General features: G+C 32.0%; 17 protein-coding genes. 8 read left to right on the top strand and 9 right to left on the bottom strand.

Translation table 11 applies throughout. The features are described from left to right. The first annotated feature begins 24 nt into the window (after window positions 1-24). Complete coding sequence (locus ACTS9J_RS14445; protein ID WP_291062038.1) at window positions 25-513, top strand: TlpA family protein disulfide reductase; 489 nt, start codon at window positions 25-27, stop codon at window positions 511-513. A gap of 67 nt (window positions 514-580) precedes the next feature. On the opposite strand, the gene ACTS9J_RS14450 is transcribed toward ACTS9J_RS14445, so the two are convergent. The 4 genes from ACTS9J_RS14450 to ACTS9J_RS14465 form a co-directional block, all read right to left on the bottom strand. Further along, window positions 581-1,531, bottom strand: coding sequence for an FKBP-type peptidyl-prolyl cis-trans isomerase (locus ACTS9J_RS14450; protein ID WP_221854529.1), 951 nt, complete (start codon window positions 1,529-1,531; stop codon window positions 581-583). A 41-nt stretch (window positions 1,532-1,572) separates the two neighbouring features. Continuing rightward, window positions 1,573-2,004 carry a hypothetical protein gene (locus ACTS9J_RS14455; RefSeq protein WP_115001825.1) on the bottom strand — a complete coding sequence of 144 codons (432 nt, stop codon included), beginning with the start codon at window positions 2,002-2,004 and terminating at the stop codon, window positions 1,573-1,575. Between the two features lie 209 nt (window positions 2,005-2,213). Next, entirely contained in the window at window positions 2,214-3,302 is a 1,089-nt protein-coding gene (gene dnaX / locus ACTS9J_RS14460; RefSeq protein WP_115001827.1) for a DNA polymerase III subunit gamma/tau, read from the bottom strand. Between the two features lie 28 nt (window positions 3,303-3,330). Further along, the gene (locus tag ACTS9J_RS14465; protein ID WP_448353403.1) at window positions 3,331-3,687 is read right to left on the bottom strand and encodes an SdpI family protein; all 357 of its coding nucleotides are present in this window, start codon (window positions 3,685-3,687) and stop codon (window positions 3,331-3,333) included. Window positions 3,688-3,800: 113 nt separating this feature from the next. On the opposite strand from ACTS9J_RS14465, the gene ACTS9J_RS14470 reads away from it, so the two are divergent. The 5 genes from ACTS9J_RS14470 to ACTS9J_RS14490 all read left to right on the top strand — a co-directional run bounded on the left by ACTS9J_RS14470 (window position 3,801) and on the right by ACTS9J_RS14490 (window position 11,050). Then, window positions 3,801-6,365, top strand: a complete 2,565-nt coding sequence (locus tag ACTS9J_RS14470) for a DNA translocase FtsK 4TM domain-containing protein (RefSeq protein WP_448353404.1) — start codon at window positions 3,801-3,803, stop codon at window positions 6,363-6,365. A gap of 33 nt (window positions 6,366-6,398) precedes the next feature. After that, complete coding sequence (locus ACTS9J_RS14475) at window positions 6,399-7,028, top strand: LolA family protein (RefSeq protein WP_115001837.1); 630 nt, start codon at window positions 6,399-6,401, stop codon at window positions 7,026-7,028. 3 nt (window positions 7,029-7,031) lie between these two features. Further along, window positions 7,032-8,492: an LptF/LptG family permease gene (locus ACTS9J_RS14480; protein WP_448353405.1), complete on the top strand. Its 1,461-nt coding sequence runs from the start codon at window positions 7,032-7,034 to the stop codon at window positions 8,490-8,492. 9 nt (window positions 8,493-8,501) lie between these two features. After that, window positions 8,502-9,626: a 3,4-dihydroxy-2-butanone-4-phosphate synthase gene (gene ribB / locus ACTS9J_RS14485; RefSeq protein WP_115001841.1), complete on the top strand. Its 1,125-nt coding sequence runs from the start codon at window positions 8,502-8,504 to the stop codon at window positions 9,624-9,626. Between the two features lie 110 nt (window positions 9,627-9,736). Next, window positions 9,737-11,050, top strand: a complete 1,314-nt coding sequence (locus tag ACTS9J_RS14490; protein WP_219034404.1) for a gliding motility protein GldB-related protein — start codon at window positions 9,737-9,739, stop codon at window positions 11,048-11,050. 56 nt (window positions 11,051-11,106) lie between these two features. On the opposite strand, the gene ACTS9J_RS14495 is transcribed toward ACTS9J_RS14490, so the two are convergent. The 3 genes from ACTS9J_RS14495 to rpsA form a co-directional block, all read right to left on the bottom strand. Further along, the gene (locus ACTS9J_RS14495) at window positions 11,107-12,114 is read right to left on the bottom strand and encodes an EamA family transporter (RefSeq protein WP_221854523.1); all 1,008 of its coding nucleotides are present in this window, start codon (window positions 12,112-12,114) and stop codon (window positions 11,107-11,109) included. A 14-nt stretch (window positions 12,115-12,128) separates the two neighbouring features. After that, a complete protein-coding gene (locus ACTS9J_RS14500) occupies window positions 12,129-12,605 on the bottom strand; it encodes an Lrp/AsnC family transcriptional regulator (protein ID WP_291091145.1) in 477 nt (158 codons plus the stop codon). Window positions 12,606-12,794: 189 nt separating this feature from the next. Beyond that, complete coding sequence (gene rpsA, locus ACTS9J_RS14505) at window positions 12,795-14,627, bottom strand: 30S ribosomal protein S1 (RefSeq protein WP_291091147.1); 1,833 nt, start codon at window positions 14,625-14,627, stop codon at window positions 12,795-12,797. 241 nt (window positions 14,628-14,868) lie between these two features. Between rpsA and ACTS9J_RS14510 the strand changes: the two genes are divergently transcribed. After that, on the top strand, window positions 14,869-16,500 hold the full coding sequence (locus ACTS9J_RS14510; RefSeq protein WP_448353406.1) for an ABC1 kinase family protein: 1,632 nt from the start codon (window positions 14,869-14,871) through the stop codon (window positions 16,498-16,500). Window positions 16,501-16,576: 76 nt separating this feature from the next. Here ACTS9J_RS14510 and ACTS9J_RS14515 read toward each other — a convergent pair whose 3' ends face one another. Together ACTS9J_RS14515 and smpB are read right to left on the bottom strand one after the other, a co-directional pair. Continuing rightward, window positions 16,577-18,079, bottom strand: coding sequence for an OmpA family protein (locus tag ACTS9J_RS14515; protein ID WP_448353407.1), 1,503 nt, complete (start codon window positions 18,077-18,079; stop codon window positions 16,577-16,579). A 66-nt stretch (window positions 18,080-18,145) separates the two neighbouring features. Then, a complete protein-coding gene (smpB, locus tag ACTS9J_RS14520) occupies window positions 18,146-18,598 on the bottom strand; it encodes an SsrA-binding protein SmpB (protein ID WP_291062019.1) in 453 nt (150 codons plus the stop codon). A 66-nt stretch (window positions 18,599-18,664) separates the two neighbouring features. Here smpB and ACTS9J_RS14525 point away from each other — a divergent pair, with 66 nt between their 5' ends. Then, window positions 18,665-20,287, top strand: coding sequence for an ABC-F family ATP-binding cassette domain-containing protein (locus ACTS9J_RS14525; RefSeq protein ID WP_038332655.1), 1,623 nt, complete (start codon window positions 18,665-18,667; stop codon window positions 20,285-20,287). Window positions 20,288-20,384: the final 97 nt, after the last annotated feature.

Raw genomic sequence — 20,384 nt, forward strand, 5'->3', positions numbered from 1 at the left:
TTCCGTCAAAATTTTTCTTAAAACATGAAAACAAAAATTACTGCTTTATTGATATTCTTTTGTTCGATTTTTACATTTGCACAAACAGAAAATACGCTAAAATCTATTCCAGAATTTTCTTTCGTAAAAATGCAATCCGAAGGAATTTTCAGTTCAAAAGATATCAAAAAAGGAAAACAAACGTTAATCGTTTTATATTCGCCAACATGTATTCACTGCCAATTAGCCTTGAATCATTTTAGCAATAATTACGAAGAACATTTAAAAAATACTCAGATTATTTTAGTTTCTGAATACGAAGCAAAAGACGCTATCCCTTTCCTAAAAGAGCATGCACCTAATTTTGTAAACAATAAAAATGTAGAATTATTATATGATTCTAATTACGAATTTGGTCCAACATTTCAACCAACTTCTATTCCTACATTTTATTTATTCGACAAGGATCAAAATCTTGTTACAATCAAAAAAGGTTCTGTAGAAGCAAATCAAATTTTTAAATATTTGAAATAATTTAAAAATTAATCCATAAAAAAATCCACTCAATTGAGTGGATTTTTTTGTTATATCTAATCGATGATTATTTACCTTGTTGTGATTGAGCTTCGAATTGTTTTTGTAATTCTTTGATTTGCTCATCAGATAAACCTTGTCCTCCTTGCGCACCTGGTTGTCCTTGTGGAGCTGGTTGACCTTCTTTAAAGTCTACTAATTCTACTTCGAACTCTAATGCTTGGTTTGGTCCAATTTGTCCTCCAGGAGCTCCCATTTCACCGTAACCTAAGTTAGCAGGAATATAGAATTTGTATTTAGATCCTTTAGACATTAATTGTAAACCTTCTGACCATCCTGGAATAACTTGATTCAAAGGAAATTCTACACCTCCTTTAGCTTCAGGGTTTTTATCTGTACTGTCAAAAGTCTTACCAGTAGCTAAAATTTTACCAGTATATTTTACTTTAACAATACTATTAATGTTTGGTTTAGCACCTGTTCCTTCTTTTTCTACAACATAAACTAATCCAGAAGCAGTTGTTTTAGCACCAGAAGTTTTTTTCTTCTCGTCTACTAATTTTTTAGACTCGTCTGCATTTTTCTTCACCAAGTTTTGTTGGTGATTTTTTGCATACGTATCTAAAATTCCCATTCCCGCTTCTTGTGTAATCAACAATTTTTTGTGACGTACAACATCCATAATCCCTTGAACAATGATATCCTTGTCCATTTGATCTAATTGTTGTTGGTTAATAACCGTCTCAATTTGCTGACCAACTTGTTGACCAATCGCGTAAGATTCTCTACCTTCTTTACCTGCTTTTAAGTAATCGCGGATCCCTTTTTCTAATTGATCGTAGTTGATACTATCAGTTTCAACTAAACGTCCTCCAAGACCTTTGATTTGCTCACCAAGACCAGTTCCGAAAGCATAAGAAGCTTTTTGATCTTCGCTTTCTAATTTGTCTACAGATTTTCCTTTGTTACAAGACACTAACGACGCAACAACAAAAATCCCTAAAAGAACTTTTTTCATTATTTATAAAAATTTATTGCAAGTTTAATAAGAAACTTTCATTAATCATACAAATCTAAACCAAATTCTTCTTTTAATTTTAACAAAATCGGGTTTTTATCTGATAATTTCTCAAATTTTTCTTTGTTTGATAAGATATGATTCGTTGCTTCCTTCTCAGAAAACTTAATTTGAATACTAAAATAGTGATTCTTAAGGAATGCTCTCAAACTATTTCTGATTCGATCACGGTATTCCTCAAATTCTTGTTCCGATGAATGAGAAGTAAATTCGAAAATAATTTCATCACCTTCCAAGCCAAGTTCAGTTGTCATCAAAGCATTATAGGACGGAATATTATGTTCGATTTTTAATCGATCCAAAAATCTTTTCCAGCCTTCTTTTACTTGATCCAATGTAAACTTTTCTCGAGGCAAATCATTTCGTAAAATCTCCTCTTGATGTTCTTCTACTTTTGCTCCAGGCAAAGCCATCTTAAGACTAAACGACGAATTACCATTTGTTCTAATCGGTTTTGAAGCACGCGTATATTCTTTGACTTCTTCTGAAATCGAAGTTTTAACGTGTTGCGTATTTACCTGTTGTGAAGTTTGTCCATTTTGAGGAATAGAATTATTTTGCTGAATTTGAAGAACTTCAATTTTAGAAGTTTGTTGTTCAGAAAAATAAAACGTTGGCGGAACTATCCTATACTTTTTTTTTTAAGCCCGTTTTCTTCTGCCGTTAACGAAGCCAATTGCATCAATGCAATTTCAACTGTTAAACGAGGATTCTTACTCGATTTGTAGTTTAAATCGGCCTCATTACAAATTTCAATTGCTCCAAATAAAAACGTTGCTGAACATTTTTGTGCATGCTCCAAATATTTTGCTTTTATACGCTCACCAACTTCCAACAAACTTACTGTATTAGCTGTTTTCGCCATCAATAAATCTCGGAAATGAGCGCCCAAACCGCAAATAAATAAATGTGCATCAAAACCTTTGTTCAAAATATCATTCAATTGCAACATCGCTTGCGGAATATCATTTTCCAAACACGCGTCTGTCATCTTGAAGTAATAATCGTAATCTAATACATTCAAGTTTTCTGCTACTGAAGAATAGGTCAAATTTTTATTGGTAAAAGTTGACATTCTATCAAAGATTGATAAAGAATCGCGTAACGCACCATCTGCTTTTTGAGCAATCAAATGCAATGCATCATCTTCAAAAGTTACTTGTTCTTTTTCAGCAACATTTTTCAAATGCCCTTTGATGTCTTCAACTCCAATTCGTTTGAAATCATAAATCTGACAACGAGAAAGAATAGTAGGAATAATTTTATGTTTTTCTGTAGTTGCCAAAATGAAAATAGCGTGCGCTGGTGGCTCTTCTAAGGTTTTCAGAAACGCATTGAAAGCAGCTGTTGACAACATATGAACCTCATCAATAATGTAGACACGATATTTCCCAATTTGAGGAACAATACGTACTTGATCGATTAAATTTCTGATATCATCAACCGAATTATTAGATGCCGCATCCAACTCAAAAATATTGAAAGCAAAATCTTGATCGCCTTCTACTCCATTTTCTTCGTTGATTTTACGTGCTAAAATTCGAGCACATGTTGTTTTTCCAACACCTCTTGGTCCACAAAATAAAAGAGCTTGTGGCAATTGATTTGACTTTATCGCTTGCTCCAAAGTATTTGTAATAGACGCTTGTCCAACTACATCTTCAAAATTTAACGGGCGATATTTTCTGGCTGAAACAACAAAATTTTCCATACTATTGGCAAATATAATGGTTATAATTTTAAGAATTAAATCTATTCATTTTTTTTATTTTTTTTTCTGTCAAAACGAATGTTAAAAAACAAAAGGTAGTCATACAACCTAGTGAAATAATTGAAGCAAAGATGTAATTTATTTCAAATAAAAGTCCTGATAAGGCAATTAATAAAAAAATTACTCCAAAATAAAACATAATTTTTCTGGAATATTTTTGTGCAAAATTCCAATTCTCAATATTTTTCATTGATAAGTTTGACCTATAACCATATAATGGATTAATATTTTTTGCAGGAAAAATTAATTGTACAATTCCCATAATTATAAATATTAGACCAAATAATAAGGATAAAATAAAAAAAGGGCTTTCTGTATTCATCATAAAAAAAAATTAAATCATCTTAGTCTTTATCATTTTATATAAAATTAAATACTTTTCGTTAGATTCGTACTTTTAGATTTATTATTTTTGCTTCAATTATACTCAACCTTAAAATGGCTATAAAAAACACACAGGAAACACCAAAAACTCCTAAAAAACAAATCGTCAAAACAATTATAGGTATACTGTTTTTAGTAATCGGTTTATTACTATTAGCTTCGTTTATTTCTTATTTTTTTAATGGTTTTATGGATCAGAGCCAAATCTCTGATTTATTAGATAAAAGTCAAACCGCCGAAAATATTTTCGGGAAGTTTGGCGCATTATTAGGTGAAACATTCATTTTGCAAGGAATCGGAATTGTTTCATTTTTTGTCCCAGTCTTCTTTATTCTCTTAGGAGTTAAAGTTGCTACAAATTGGAAAAAAATTAAACCTTTCACAACGCTTTATCAAAGCATTTTCTTCATGATTTGGTTACCAATATTTTTTGGTTGTATTTTACCTACTCAACACATGCTTTCTGGCGTAATGGGATTTGAAATTAATGATTTCCTAAATAGCTTTATTGGTAAATGGGGTGTAATTTTATTGCTTTTCGTTAGTTTATTGATTTATTGTGTCATTCATTTCCGAATGACGTACCAATCTATCCAAGAAAAAATGGAAGAACGTGCGAAACAAAAAGAAATTGAGCGCATAGAAAAAGAGCAAGAAAAAATCAAGAGAGAACAGCTTGAATTAAGAAAACGTAAGGAAAAAGAAGAACAAGAAAAGATAAATAAATTCAATCAAGATGCTGAAAAGCAACAGGAAGATAGTTTATTGCAAGAATTAGAATTGATAGAACAACAAGAGAAAGAAGCAATTCAATCTCATAAAGTAAATCCAAACGAAGCATTTCATCAAGAATTTAAAATTAATCAACCAAAAGAGGAAGAAACAATCGAAGAAACTCCACTTAATATTACAGAATTAGTGGTTGAAGATTTGGCAGATGATGAGGAAGAAAATAATCAAGTAGATTTTTTATCAATTAATGATGAAGAAAATTTAGAAACAGAAATTCAACCAACTCAAAACTCTTCTGAAAATGGATTAGAATTAAAAGTTCAACACGTTGATGAAGAAGAAGAATTTGAAGCGACTTCTGCTCGATTGGTACAAGAGCAAGGTGAATACAATCAACGTTTAGATTTACCAAATTATCAATTTCCTCCTATTTCATTGTTAAAAAAATATGACAACGGAAATACCTTAATTGATCAAAAAGAATTAGAAACGAACAAAAATAGAATTGTCGAAACCTTAGGAAACTATGGAATCGGAATCGATGAAATTTCTGCAACAATCGGTCCTACAGTTACATTGTACGAAATTGTACCAAAAGCTGGTGTTCGTATTTCTAAAATCAAAAATCTTGAGGACGATATTGCCTTAAGTTTGGCTGCGCTTGGTATTCGTATTATTGCGCCGATTCCTGGAAAAGGAACAATTGGTATTGAGGTTCCAAATTCTAATCCTTCGATGGTTTCCATGCATTCGGTAATTGCTTCGCAAAAGTTCCAAAATGCTGATATGGAATTGCCAATTGCTTTCGGGAAAACAATTACGAACGAAACCTTTGTTGCCGATTTAGCAAAAATGCCTCATTTGTTGATGGCTGGTGCAACGGGACAAGGTAAATCGGTTGGTTTGAATGCAATTATCGCTTCGTTAATCTATAAAAAACATCCATCTGAATTAAAATTTGTGATGGTCGATCCAAAGAAAGTTGAGCTTACTTTATATTCTAAAATCGAGCGTCATTATTTAGCAAAATTACCAGATTCGGAAGAAGCAATTATCACAGATAATACAAAAGTAATTAACACGTTAAATTCACTTTGTATTGAAATGGATGATCGTTACGAATTATTGAAAAATGCTTTCGTTCGAAATATCAAAGAATATAACGCGAAGTTCAAACAACGTAAATTAAATCCAGAAGCTGGTCACAGATTCTTACCATATATTGTATTAATCGTGGATGAGTTTGCAGATTTGATTATGACAGCTGGTAAAGAAGTTGAATTACCGATTGCTCGTTTAGCTCAGTTGGCTCGTGCTGTTGGTATTCACTTGATTGTTGCAACTCAACGTCCGTCTGTAAATGTGATTACAGGAACAATTAAAGCCAATTTCCCAGGACGTGTCGCTTTCCGTGTAACGTCAAAAATCGATTCGAGAACGATTTTAGATTCGCAAGGAGCCGATCAATTAATTGGTAAAGGTGATATGTTGTACACCACTGGAAACGAATTAATTCGCTTACAATGTGCGTTTGTTGATACACCAGAAGTCGATAAAATCACCGAATTTATTGGTGAACAACGTGGTTATCCAGATGCAATGCATTTACCAGAATATGTTGGTGAAGAAGGTGGATCTAATTTAGATATTGATTTATCTGATCGTGATGTACTTTTTGAAGATGCTGCACGATTAATTGTAATGAATCAACAAGGTTCCGCGTCTTTATTACAACGAAAATTAAAATTAGGATATAATCGCGCCGGACGATTAATTGATCAATTGGAAGCTGCTGGAATTGTTGGTCCTTTCGAAGGAAGTAAAGCAAGACAGGTATTGATACAAGATGACATGAGTTTGGAACAGTTGTTGAATAATTTGAACTAAAATTTATTAAAAACAGATAGAAAATTAAATTGTATGAAAAAGATTATCTATTCTTTCATACTCTTATTAGTAGGGGTTGGAACATTAAACGCTCAATCAGCAAAACAAATCTTAGACAAAGTTTACGCTAAATATACCAACGCAAACTCGTATTACATCAAATTTGATTTTAGCCATAATGCAAATGGAAAATCAACAAGTCGTTCGGGAGAAGTTTTTGCAATGAAACAAAAATTTAACTTGAATGTAGGCGATATCAACCAAATTTTCACAGGAACTAAATTATATACAATTGCAAAAGATGACAAAGAAGTAACTATTTCTGATGCATCTAACACAGATGATTTCTTAACACCAACTAAAGTTTTAAACACATATCGTACTGATTTCAGCTACGCTTTAACAGATAAAAAAACCGTTGGAGGAAAAACAATTCAGTATATAAAATTAACGCCAACTAAAACTTCAACAATCAAATATTCGGTTTTAGGAGTCAATACAGCGAATAATGAAATCTACGATTACAAGGAATATGGTAAAAATGGTGATACAACATCAATCATTGTAAAAGATTACGTTCAAAATTTACTTATTCACAAAAGTTACTTTAACTTTGACCAAAAGAAATATAAGTCGCAAGGCTATATGATTACTCAATTATAATCAATGTTAAAAAAACTTGACTGGTATATAATCAAGACCTTTTTAGGTCCATTTTTTTTCATATTTAGTGTTCTGTTTTTCATCTTTATCGTGCAATTTGCATGGCAACAAATGGAAAAATTTGTTGGAAAAGGTTTAGAATGGTACACTATTACCGAATTACTTTTTTGGTTAGGAATTAACGTTATTCAGCTTGTATTACCGCTTACAATTCTTTTGGGGTCTATTATGACCATGGGAGGTTTTGGAGAACGATACGAATTAGCTGCAATGAAAGCGTCTGGAATTTCACTTACCAGAATCCTTGCACCATTGTTTACGTTAGTTGCTTTAATGTCTGTCGGATTGTATTTTTTCGGAGACAAAGTAATGCCTTATTCCCAACAAAAAGCGCGAACAATGTACTTCAATATCTTACAAACCAAACCAACGGTAAGTATGAAAGAAGGCGTTTTTATCGAAACCGTTCCAGGATTTCAGATGAAAATAAATAAAGTTTCGGGTGAAAATTCAGAAAAATTAGAAGATGTTTTTGTTCATCAAAATGCACCGTTTGGTGAAAATACGATGACAATTATTTCTAAAAGAGGAAATCTTGCGCCAGACAAAAACGATAATCATTATCTAAAAATGGAACTTTTTGATGGAATTGCTTATACCGACAACATCAAAAATAAAAACTTTGATCAACGCAAACGTCAAGAAAATCAATATACTAAATTTGATACATTAAACTATTATATTGACATTTCGGATATTTTAAATTCTGGTAAAGACGAAGACCCAGGAAACTCTTATAAATATTTGGACGGAAAAGGTTTAAGACATCTTATCGATTCATTAAATACAGATTATAAGAAGTATTACAAAGATTTGAAAACGAATATGTTTAATCAAAACTATTTCTATTCAATCAAAATAAAAGATATTGATACGGTAAAAACAAATATGATTTTTGACTTGAAAAAGCGAAATCGCCAAGAACAAGATCAAGTGCTTAATCAAGCTATACAAATGGTAAATCGTGATCAAGAAAATATGACGTTTTCTGAACAAGAAATTGTAAACAGAGAAAAATTATATTCAAAAGTAAATATTCATTACCAACGAAATTTCTCGTATGCAGTAACGTGTATTATTTTCTTTTTGATTGGATCATCATTAGGTGCAATCGTAAAAAAAGGAGGAATCGGAATGCCAGTTGTCATCTCAATTATCATTTTCGTTATTTATTTCATCCTTAATTTCTCTGCGGAAAATATGGCGAAAAACGGAAAATTAGATCCAACTTTTGCCGCTTGGGCAGCTAATATTATTGCGCTTCCGTTCTCTATTTTGTTTAGTTACAAAGCCAATCAAGATTCTGGATTATTTGACATCAGTATTTACGTTGATCCAATTGTAAGATACTTTAATAAGTTTAAGAAAACAAACAAAAACGAGGAGCATTCTCGTTATCAATAACATAAAACAATGGAAAATAGATCATCTCAATTAAACACAATTGAAGAAGCTTTAGAAGATTTAAAACAAGGAAAAGTTATCATTGTAGTTGACGATGAAGATCGTGAAAATGAAGGAGATTTCCTATGTATCGCCGAATTTGCAACGCCAGAAGTCATCAACTTTATGGTTACGCACGGACGCGGATTAGTTTGTACACCACTTACACAACAAAGATGTAAAGCATTAGGTTTAGATCTTATGGTTGGACACAATACTGCAATTTACGAAACTAATTTTACGGTTTCTGTGGATTTACAAGGTCACGGATGTACGACAGGAATTTCGGCTTCGGATCGTTCTAAAACTATTCAAGCTTTAATTGACGAAAATACAAATCCAGATGATTTAGGAAAACCAGGACATATTTTCCCTCTTATAGCAAAAGATGGTGGAGTTTTGGTTCGCATGGGACATACAGAAGCTGCTGTTGACTTAGCTCGCATGGCGGGACATTATCCTGCTGGATGTATTGTCGAAATCTTGAAAGAAGATGGAGAAATGGCTCGTTTGCCAGAATTGTTAGAGATTGCGAAGAAATTTGATCTTAAAATTGTTTCGATTGAAGATTTGATTGCTTACCGATTAGAAAATGAATCCTTGGTAAAACGTATCGAGCAATTTCCTGCAAAAACAAGATTCGGAGAATATGAATTAATCGCTTATCAACAAACAACAAATAATCAAGTTCACTTCGCTTTGAAAAAAGGAAAATGGACAAAAGATGATGTAGTTCCAGTTCGTGTAAAATCGACAAATAGCTACTATGATTTGTTTAGCGCTTTACAAAACGGCGAAACACCATTGTTAGAAAAAACAATGAACATCATCAATGAAGAAGAAAAAGGTGTTGTAATTTTTATTAATAACATTCAAAGTTCTGAGTTGATTGAACAAAAATTAGAGATTTTCAAAAGTTTTTCTGAAGGAAAATCTAAATCAGGTGTTTTACCAGCCGATGAAAAAGATCACGGAATTGGCTCTCAAATCATCAAAGATTTAGGCATCCAAAAAATGAATTTGATTACACGCACTTTAGAAGAACCACATACGACGCAATACGGTTTGGAAATTGTAAAATGCACTAAATTGTAAGAAATAATTCATCACAATATACAAAAGCAGTTCTGAGAAGAGCTGCTTTTTTTTTTTTGAATCATTTTGTAACTTTTTGATTAAATTGACATCTCATATAAAAACACAATATGCAAAATAAAACTTTAGCTTTAATATTTTTTATTCTTACGAGTATTTCATTTGGACAAAATTCAATAGCTAATAAAATTTACACTTCTGATATAGATAATTTCTGGATAGCTTTTGATAGTATTCAAACTACAAATAATTATTCACAAAAAATAAAATTCATTAATACTTTATACATTGATAAAGGGACAAAAGGTTTAAAATCCTTTATGAAAGTAAGAGATTATAATGATACTCTTTATATTAAACTTATTGATAATTATCCTAAGTTTTGGAATTCTATTAGACCTAATACACTTACCATAAAAAATAAAACAAAAGAATTAACTAAAGCTGTAAAAAAACTAAAAAAACTATATCCTGAGCTAAAAGAAGGAGAAATGTATTTTACAATTGGTGGCTTGCGTTCAGGTGGAACTTTATATGAAAATATGGTTTTAGTTGGTTCTGAAATCGCTACAGGAATTCCAAAAACAGATGTTTCAGAATTTGAAAATGATTGGCTAAAAAATGTTTTTGCGAAGCAATCACTTGATAATATTATTTCACTAAATATTCATGAATATGTACACACACAACAAAAACCAAATGAAAACAACTCATTATTACACCATACCCTAAAAGAAGGTTCGTGCGATTTTATTACAGAGCTTGTTTTAGGAGAACCAATTGAAAAACAATATATTTTTTATGGAAAACAGCACTTCGATGATTTGAAAAAACAATTTAAAGAAGAGATGTTTATAGATGATTTTTCAAATTGGTTATACAATGGAGGACAAAAGGGTGAAGCTGCTGATCTGGGATATTTTATTGGATATGAAATATGTAAATCATATTACAATCAAGCTAAAAATAAAAAACAAGCGATAAAAGATATTATTGAACTGAATTATCAAGATGAAAAAGAAGTTGAAAATTTTCTAAGAAAATCTGGTTTTTACGAAGAAGGTTTTGATAAAGATCAATTAATAAAAGAATACGAAAAAAAACAACCTTATATCATAAAAATTGAGCCTTTCGAAAATGGTTCAACAAATATAGATTCATCTATCAAAGAATTTAAAATTATATTTTCTAAACCAATGAATCCAAAAGAATATTCAATAAGATTCTCAAAAAAAGGAAAAGAGTATAGTCCTAAGTTTACAAAAATCAATTTCTCTAATGATAACACTACATTCGTAATAACTATGGAATTAACTCCAACTAAAGAATATGAATTTGTAATTTCAAATGGTTTCAAATCAGAAGATGGCTACCCATTAAAATTAGACAACAATGAATTAATTATTAATTTTAAAACTCAATAATACAAAAAAAGCTTCTCGAAATCGAGAAGCTTTCTTATTAATAATCATCATAATATTTAATGCGCATAATGTTTACGAGAAACAAAATGCAGAATTTTTTGAACTAATTTCGTGTTTTTATAAAGATTCCAGTTCATTAATAAAACACTGAACAAAATTACTGCCAAACCGTAAATTTGCAAATGAGTTACGACATCATCTGTAAAAAAATAACTCAATGCAACGGCTACAATAGGGTTTACATACGCATAAGTAGAAACTTCTACAGCTGGACGATATTGTAACAACCAAACGTAAGAACCAAAAGCAAGAATAGAGCCAAAAGTTGTTAAATAAGCCATTGCCAACCAATCTTCTATCGCAACATTCGCAAAATTGAAATTAGCATATTCTCCATTGAAGATTGCAACTGTATTAAACAAAACTCCAGCAGTAATCATTTGCCAAGCCGTTTTGACCATGATGTTCAAATCTTCTTTTGGCTTTGTAACTTCTTTTTTCTGCTTTTCTGTTACATATTTTGAATACAAAGAACCTAACGTCCAAGCAATCGAACAAAAGATCAGAACAATCAACCCAATCATATTTAAGAACTGCTGATCTGCATCTGCGTGCACAGTGGTTGTTTGTTCATAGAATAACATCAAAACCCCAACAAAACCTAACAAAACGCCTAAAATCGTAGGAATACTTGAAAAATTTTGTTTCCATTTCGGTTTATCTAACACAATAAACCAAATTGCTGCCGATGCTGCCATAATTGCAACAATTCCACTTGGTAAAAATTGTTCGGACCAAATAATCCCAGCCATATCAATAAACAACAACATAAAACCTGTAAACATACATTGTTTCACAATTTGTTTATCCCACAGCTTGTAACCTTTCAACTTACAATATCCCATCAACATTGTGCTCGCCGCAATAAAGCGAAACGAACCCAAAATAAACGGACTAAAACCATGCAAAGCCTTATCTATAAAAAAATAAGTTGATCCCCAAACTACATAAACCACGAAATATGCTGCAATAATCAGCCACTTACTTGGTTGATTCCCTTTCATTCAATCTCTATTTTTTAAATCGTTGGTATAACGATATTTTGTTCTTCTTTTATTGTTTGTAAAACTATAGTTGTACGCGTAGAAGTGATTCCGCCAATTTTACTCAAATGTTTGCGCATCAATTCCACCAAACCTTCGTTATCAGAAGTTCTCACTTTGATTAGATAACCATCTTCTCCAGCAATATCATGAACCTCTAAAACTTCTGGAATTTCGGCAAGTTGTCTTCCTACTGTTTCATCACCGATAATATCTACGGTTTTGATAAACATATACGAAAGTAATTTTTGTCCAACTGCCATTGGATTTATTTTTGCGTGATAAGCCAAAATAACTTGTTTATTTTCAAGCTTTTTCACACGTTCTAATATTCCAGAAGGTGCCATTCTCAATTCTCTTGCGATATCTGCATTGTTAATACGTGCATTATCTTGCATTAATCGCATGATTTTCAAATCAGTAGCATCTAAATTAAATTCTATCTTTTCCATTTCGACTGCAAAATTAAGACTATTTTGAATAATATTCAAAAAATATATCAAAAATTGTACGTTATTCTTGATATGATTTTAAACCATAAATTAAATTCATTTTTATACTAAATATATTTAATCATTATTCATAAAAAAAGCTGCCCATTACTGGACAGCTTATGTTATTTAAAAATTTCGGTTAGAGAATTAGTTTCCTCCTTCTTCCATTTTCTTTTTCAATGCAGCTAATGAATCAATATCTCCTAATGTAGAAGTTTCGATCGTGTTAGATGAATTGTTGTTGTTGTTATTGTTGTTAGATGATCTCTCAGCTTTAACTTCTTCCTCACGGAAAGTTGCTGTGTGAGAAACTACTACACGACGGAATTCTTTGTTAAACTCGATAACTTTGAAAGATGTTTCTTCACCTTTTTTGATACGAGATCCGTCTTCTTTCTCTAATGTACGAGCTGGAGCGAAAGCTTCAACGTCAGCATCTTCGAATTGTACTGTAGCACCTTTATCAAAAACGTCAACTGCAACACCTGTGTGAGTAGTACCTACAGCATATTTAGCTTCGTACTGATCCCATGGGTTTTCAGTTAATTGTTTGTGACCTAAAGATAAACGACGAGCTTCTACGTCTAATTCTAAAACTACTACGTCTAAGATATCATCAACCGCACAGAATTCTGATGGGTGTTTGATTTTCTTAGTCCAAGATAAGTCAGAGATGTAGATTAATCCGTCAACACCTTCTTCTAATTCTACGAATACACCGAAGTTAGTGAAATTACGAACTTTACCTTTGTGAGTAGAACCTACTGGGTATTTAGTTGTAATATCTGTCCAAGGATCTGGAGTTAATTGTTTGATACCTAAAGACATTTTTCTTTCTTCTCTATCTAAAGTTAAAACTACTGCTTCAACCTCATCACCTACTTTTACGAAATCTTGAGCAGAACGTAAGTGAGTAGACCATGACATTTCAGAAACATGGATTAAACCTTCTACACCTGGAGCAACCTCAACGAATGCACCGTAGTCAGCTAAAACAACTACTTTTCCTTTAACTTTATCACCAACTTTGATATCAGCATCTAAAGCATCCCATGGATGAGCTTCTAATTGTTTAATACCTAATTGGATACGAGATTTATCTTCGTCGAAATCTAAGATTACAACGTTGATTTTTTGTCCATCTTCTAAGATTTCAGATGGGTGGTTGATACGAGACCAAGATAAGTCAGTGATGTGGATTAAACCGTCAACACCTCCTAAGTCTACGAATACACCGTAAGATGTGATGTTTTTAACTTCACCTTCTAATACTTGTCCTTTCTCTAATTGAGCAACGATTTCTTTTTTCTGAACCTCGATATCAGCCTCGATTAACGCTTTGTGAGAAACTACTACGTTTTTGAATTCTGGGTTGATTTTAACAACTTTGAACTCCATAGTTTTTCCTACGAATTGTTCGTAATCACGAATTGGTTTAACATCGATTTGAGAACCTGGTAAGAAAGCTTCAATTCCGAATACGTCAACGATCATACCACCTTTAGTACGAGCTTTGATGTAACCGTTAACGATTTCTTGAGAATCGTGTGCTTTATTAACAGCATCCCATGCATTTAATGTACGAGCTTTTTTGTGAGATAAAATTAATTGACCATTTTTATCTTCACGTTGATCAACCATTACTTCAACAATATCCCCAACTTTCAAGTCTGAGTTGTAACGGAATTCGTTTAATGAAATAACACCTTCTGATTTGAAGTTGATATCTACGATAGCTTCTTTATCTGTAATACGTACAACTTGTCCTTTGAATACTTCATTCTCATGTAAGTCTTCTAAAGTTGTATCGTACATTTGCTCTAATTCAGCTTTTTCTTTACGATCTTCTTCGTTTAATCCTGATTCGAAAGATTCCCAATCAAATGATTCTGGCGCTACGTTTGCATTAGCAGACGCATCTAATACTGGAGTGTTTAATACAACTTCTTGTACCTCCTCTTGTTTTGTTTCTTTAGACATAATTCTAAAAATTTGTATCTCAATCTATTTTATTTCGGAATCTTCAAATGCAAATAAATGACCGAGAGATGTTTAACTTAATAATTAATCGCTTGATTCCTAAACCATTTTAGCGAGTGCAAAGATAAACAATTATATTTTAATATTTGGAATAATTTTAGATTCAACTCAAAGAAATTTAAGATTTTATAAAGAAATTACACACTTGTTTATTCGTAACTTGTAATCGAATCTCAACTTTATGGATAGTCTAAAGAAAATAAAACGATTTTCTAAAATCGTAAAAGTCGTTTCTAAATATGGTTTTGAAGAAATTCTTTCTCGCGGAAATGATTTGTTTCATTCTGATCACAATACCGAATTTTTCAACCAATCATTCAATCAACGTTTCCGAATGGCTTTGGAAGAACTTGGTCCGACCTATATAAAATTTGGACAATTATTGAGTAATCGAAAAGATTTGGTTCCTGAATCTTTGGTTGAAGAACTAAAAAAATTACAAGATAATGTTCCGCCAGAAGAAATTGACATCAAACAAAAAATTAGAGACGAATTTGGAATAGAACCTGACGAACATTTTCTTTTTATAGAAGAACAACCTTTTGCTGCAGCAAGTATTTCGCAAGTTTATCGCGCAACTTTATTGAATGGTGAAAAAGTTGTTTTCAAAGTAAAACGATCTAATATTCAGAAAATAATTGAATCTGATTTAGCCCTGATTCGAGATATTGTTCATTTTTTGGAAAAAAAATATGAGAAACTTCAAAAATTATTCATTTCTGAAATCGAAAAATCATTTGAAAATTCAATTCTGAAAGAACTTTCATTAACCAATGAATTTCAAAATATTGAACGATTCAGGAAAAACTTTGAGAATAGTAAAGATGTTTATGTGCCAAAAACGTACGAAGATTATTCGAACAATAATTTTCTTTGCATGGAATTCATAGATGGTTTCAAGGTAAATGATGTTGAACAGTTAGATGCTTTAGGAGTTGATCCGAAAAAAATCGTACAGAAAGGTTTTGATATTTATTTGAAACAATTACTTGATGATGGATTTTTTCATGCTGATCCACATCCCGGAAATATTTTTATTTTAAAAGATGGACGTTTAGCTTTTATAGATTTTGGTTCGATGGGAATTTTAGCCATCAACGAAAAAGAAGCATTAGAAAATGTAGTGATTGATTTTGGATTAAAAAATCCGAAACGCATTGTTCGTTCACTCAAAAAAATGGCGATTAAACATTATATCGAAAACGAAAAACAATTGGAACGTGATATTGCAGATATTTTTGATTACTTAGAATACAATACCGTTGATACGATAGAAGTTCAAATCATCATCAAAAAATTCAATAATATTCTACAGCAAAATCATGTTTTATTACCCGAATATGTTTACATTTTACTACGTGGAATTGCGCTTATAGAAGGAATTGGACAACAATTACACGCTGATCTTAATGTGCAACGTTCAATGCGTCCATATGCGGTAAAATTGGCTCGACAAAAATTTCATCCAAAATATTTGAGCAAAAAAGCAATTGATAATTTCAAAGATATTCAAGATTTAATCAACGATTTACCAGAAGACACCTTAAAATTAATTGAAAAAGTAAACAATGATAAATTGGCTTTAAACTTCAAGATTGATCAAATAGATAATATTCAGAAATTAATAAAAGACAGTATTAATAAACTAGTTTTAGCAATTCTTACTTTAGCTTTTGGAATCGGAGCAAGTATGCTTGCGAATACGACTGTTCGTCCCATAGTTTTGGATATGCCGTTACTTTCTTGGATAGGCTATTTGTTATCTATTTTTACAGCTGGTTGTATCATTATATTGGTTTTTAGAAAGAAATAATTTTAATCCTAATTTCATAAAAATAAAATAGCCACCTCAATGAGGTGGCTATTTTTATTGTAAGCTATTCAAAGAATTATTTTTTCTTTTTTGTAGCTGGTTTTACAACTTTAGTTTCTGTAACTACTGTAGTTTTTGGTAAAACCTCAACACGTCTGTTTCTTTGGTAACACTCTTCAGTGTTTTCAGTACATAATAATTGAGTTTTTCCTAATCCACGAGGAGTTAAACGAGATTTATCAACTCCACCTCTTTCTGCTAAAATGTTTACAATTGCTTGTGCACGTTTTAAAGATAATGTTTTGTTGTAAGCATCTTTACCTCTTTGATCAGCGTGACCATCGATGTAGAAGTTTTTAGCTTTTAAATCATCAGAATTTAAGATTTGAGCTGCAACGCGTACATCTTCGTAAGAAGAAGGAACGATTTTATCAGAGTTGTACTCGAATAAAATGTTAGATAAACGTTTAGCTACGTGAACTTCAGTCCAAGGACATCCGTTGTTTTCTTTTGGTCCTTTTTCTGTTGGACAAGCATCGTCTTTATCTGGAATACCATCTCCGTCAGTATCTGGACAACCTTGGAACTCAGCTAAACCAGCTTCGTTTGGACAAGCATCATCTTTATCTAAGATTCCATCATTGTCTGTATCAGGCCATGGACATCCGTTATTTTCTACTGGACCAGCAACTTCTGGACAAGCATCATCTTTATCTGGAACACCGTCACCATCTGTATCAGGACAACCTTGGAATTCAGCTAAACCTGGTTCGTTTGGACAAGCATCATCTTTATCAAAGATTCCGTCTCCATCTGTATCTGGACATCCGTTTGTTGCAGGATCTCCTGTAGCAATACCTGGAGTATCTGGACATGCATCTTCGTCATCAGGAATACCGTCGTTATCTCTATCTTGTTTTCCGAAGCGGAAAGTAACACCTACTGTGTGTTGGAAGAAATCGAAATAATTGTTTCCTCCGTAAGCTGGTAACCAGTTGTAATCAGAAGCAACATTTAAACCGAAGTTTTTAGTAAACCAAAAGTTAATTCCAGCTCCTAAAGATGCTACAAAATGATTTTTCTCTAAATCTTCAACTTCAGTTAATTGGTATGTTTCGTTTCCATCTCCATTACCATAATAAGCAGTTAATGGGAATTGTAATCCTGTGTAATCGTATCTGTGGTAACCAGCACCTACACGGATATATGGATCAAACCAAGAATCTTCTTTAAAGATATAACCATTAGCTAACTTATAACGTAAACCTAAACCAGCATTAATAAATAATTCATCTTTAACACGTAATCTGTTGTTATCAACTTCACCTACAGAAGCAGTTAAATCAACATCAAAAGATCTGTTTAAGTTACGAATAATAGATAATTTAGATAAAGGAGGAACGATATCCCAATTATCTGTTTTGAAATACTGGTTGAATGGTCCAGTGATCGAGTTGTGATCAACTGCATGAGCACCAACTGTAATTGCCCAAGGATTCTTAGAATTCTGAGCATCTACAAAAGAATTACCCGCTAGGAATAATACTACTGCAGATAATAATAGATTAAACTTTTTCATTATCAAATATTTAGCGTTTTAAATATATTAAATTTTACTTAATTTTTATACAATTATAAGACAAATTTAAGAATTCTTTATCATTCTATCCAAATCTCTTTTCAAATCTTTTCCTTTTATTGTGTTTCTTTTGTCAAAAAGTTTCTTCCCTTTTGCCAAATATATCTTCAATTTTGCCAACCCTTTATTGTTTATAAATAGCGTGGTTGCTACAATTGTTAATCCAGTTTCTTTCGTTTTGCGTTCTAATTTTCGCAACTCAGATTTTTGTAATAAAAGTTTTCTGTCTCGTCTAGTTTTATGATTAAAGTATGTTCCCCAATCATATTCGTCAATAAACATATTGACAATATAGAGTTCTCCATCCTTTATTTGACAAAAACTTTCAGTAATTGAAGCTTTTCCCATTCGGATAGATTTTATTTCAGTCCCAAATAATTGGATGCCGGCTTCGTAAGAATCTAATAATTCATACTCAAACCTTGCACGTTTATTCTTAATCGTAACTTCTTTCTGCACTTTATTTTATTCCAATTAAAATTTGTAACTTTGCCGGAAAGTCAAACAAACATCATACCAAAAATTATGTTAAATGTTTCTAATTTATCGCTTCAATTCGGCAAGCGTGTACTTTTCGACGAAGTTAATATAAAATTTACAAATGGCAACTGTTACGGGATAATTGGTGCCAATGGAGCAGGAAAATCTACTTTCTTAAAAATATTATCAGGTGAAATCGATCCAACTTCAGGACAAGTTAGTCTTGAAAAAGGAAAACGAATGTCTGTTTTAGAACAGAACCACTTCAAATATGACGAATACACAGTATTGGATACTGTTTTACGTGGAAATAAAGTATTATACGATATTAAAGAACGTATGGATGCTTTATATGCAAAACCAGATTTTTCTGAAGAAGATGGTATCAAAGCAGGAGAATTAGGTGTCGTTTATGAAGAAATGAACGGATGGAATGCAGAATCTGATGCAGCTACATTATTATCGAATGTAGGAATTGATTCAGATATGCATTATACATTAATGGGAGATTTAGATAATAAAGCAAAAGTTCGTATTTTGATTGCACAAGCTTTATTTGGAAATCCTGACGTGTTAATCTTAGATGAGCCTACCAACGAATTGGACGTTAATACAATTCAATGGCTAGAAGATTTCTTAGGTAATTTCGAGAATACTGTAATCGTTGTATCGCACGACCGTCACTTCTTAGACGCGGTTTGTACGCATATTTGTGATTTAGATTTCTCTAAATTAAATTTATATTCAGGTAACTATACATTCTGGTACGAATCTTCTCAGTTAGCTGCAAAACAACGTGCGCAACAAAACAAAAAAGCAGAAGAAAAGAAAAAGGAATTACAAGATTTCATTGCTCGTTTCTCTTCTAACGTTGCTAAAGCAAAACAAACGACTTCTCGTAAAAAAATGATCGAGAAATTAAATATCGAAGATATCAAACCTTCTTCTCGTCGATATCCAGCACTTATCTGGGAACAATCGCGTGAGGCTGGTGATCAAATCTTAGAAGTAAACAATTTATCTGCTTCTGTAGATGGAGAAGTTTTATTTAAAGATGCAAACATCAACTTGAAAAAAGGTGATAAAATTGGTATTTTCTCTCGTAACTCGAAAGCGGTTTCTCAATTTTTCGAAATTCTTTCAGGAAAAGCTCAGCCAGATTCTGGAGATTTTACTTGGGGAATTACAACAACACAAGCGTATTTACCTTTAGATAATACAGATTTCTTCAAAGAAGATATCAACTTGGTTGATTGGTTACGTCAATATACAGAATCAGACGATGAACGTCACGAAGAATTTATGCGTGGTTTCTTAGGAAAAATGTTATTCTCTGGAGACGAAGCTCTTAAAAAATCTTCTGTTTTATCAGGAGGTGAAAAAATGCGTTGTATGTTCTCTCGCATGATGTTATTACGTGCAAACGTATTATTGTTAGACGAGCCAACAGGTCACTTAGACTTAGAATCGATTACAGCATTGAATAATTCTTTGGTTAATTTCAAAGGAACAATTTTAATGGGTTCTCATGACCACGAATTGATTCAAACAACTTGTAACCGTATTATCGAGTTAACTCCAAACGGAATCATCGATCGTTATATGACGTATGATGAATTCTTAGATGATCCAAAAGTAAAAGAATTAAAAGCAAAATATTACGCTTAATAATTTCTTTCACCATATTTCTAAAAATCCAGAAGGTTCTACTTTCTGGATTTTTTTATTCATAAATTATTCTATCTTTGAGTTAGAATTTTTCGCA

The sequence above is a fragment of the Empedobacter sp. ULE_I140 genome (genome assembly GCF_053482575.1).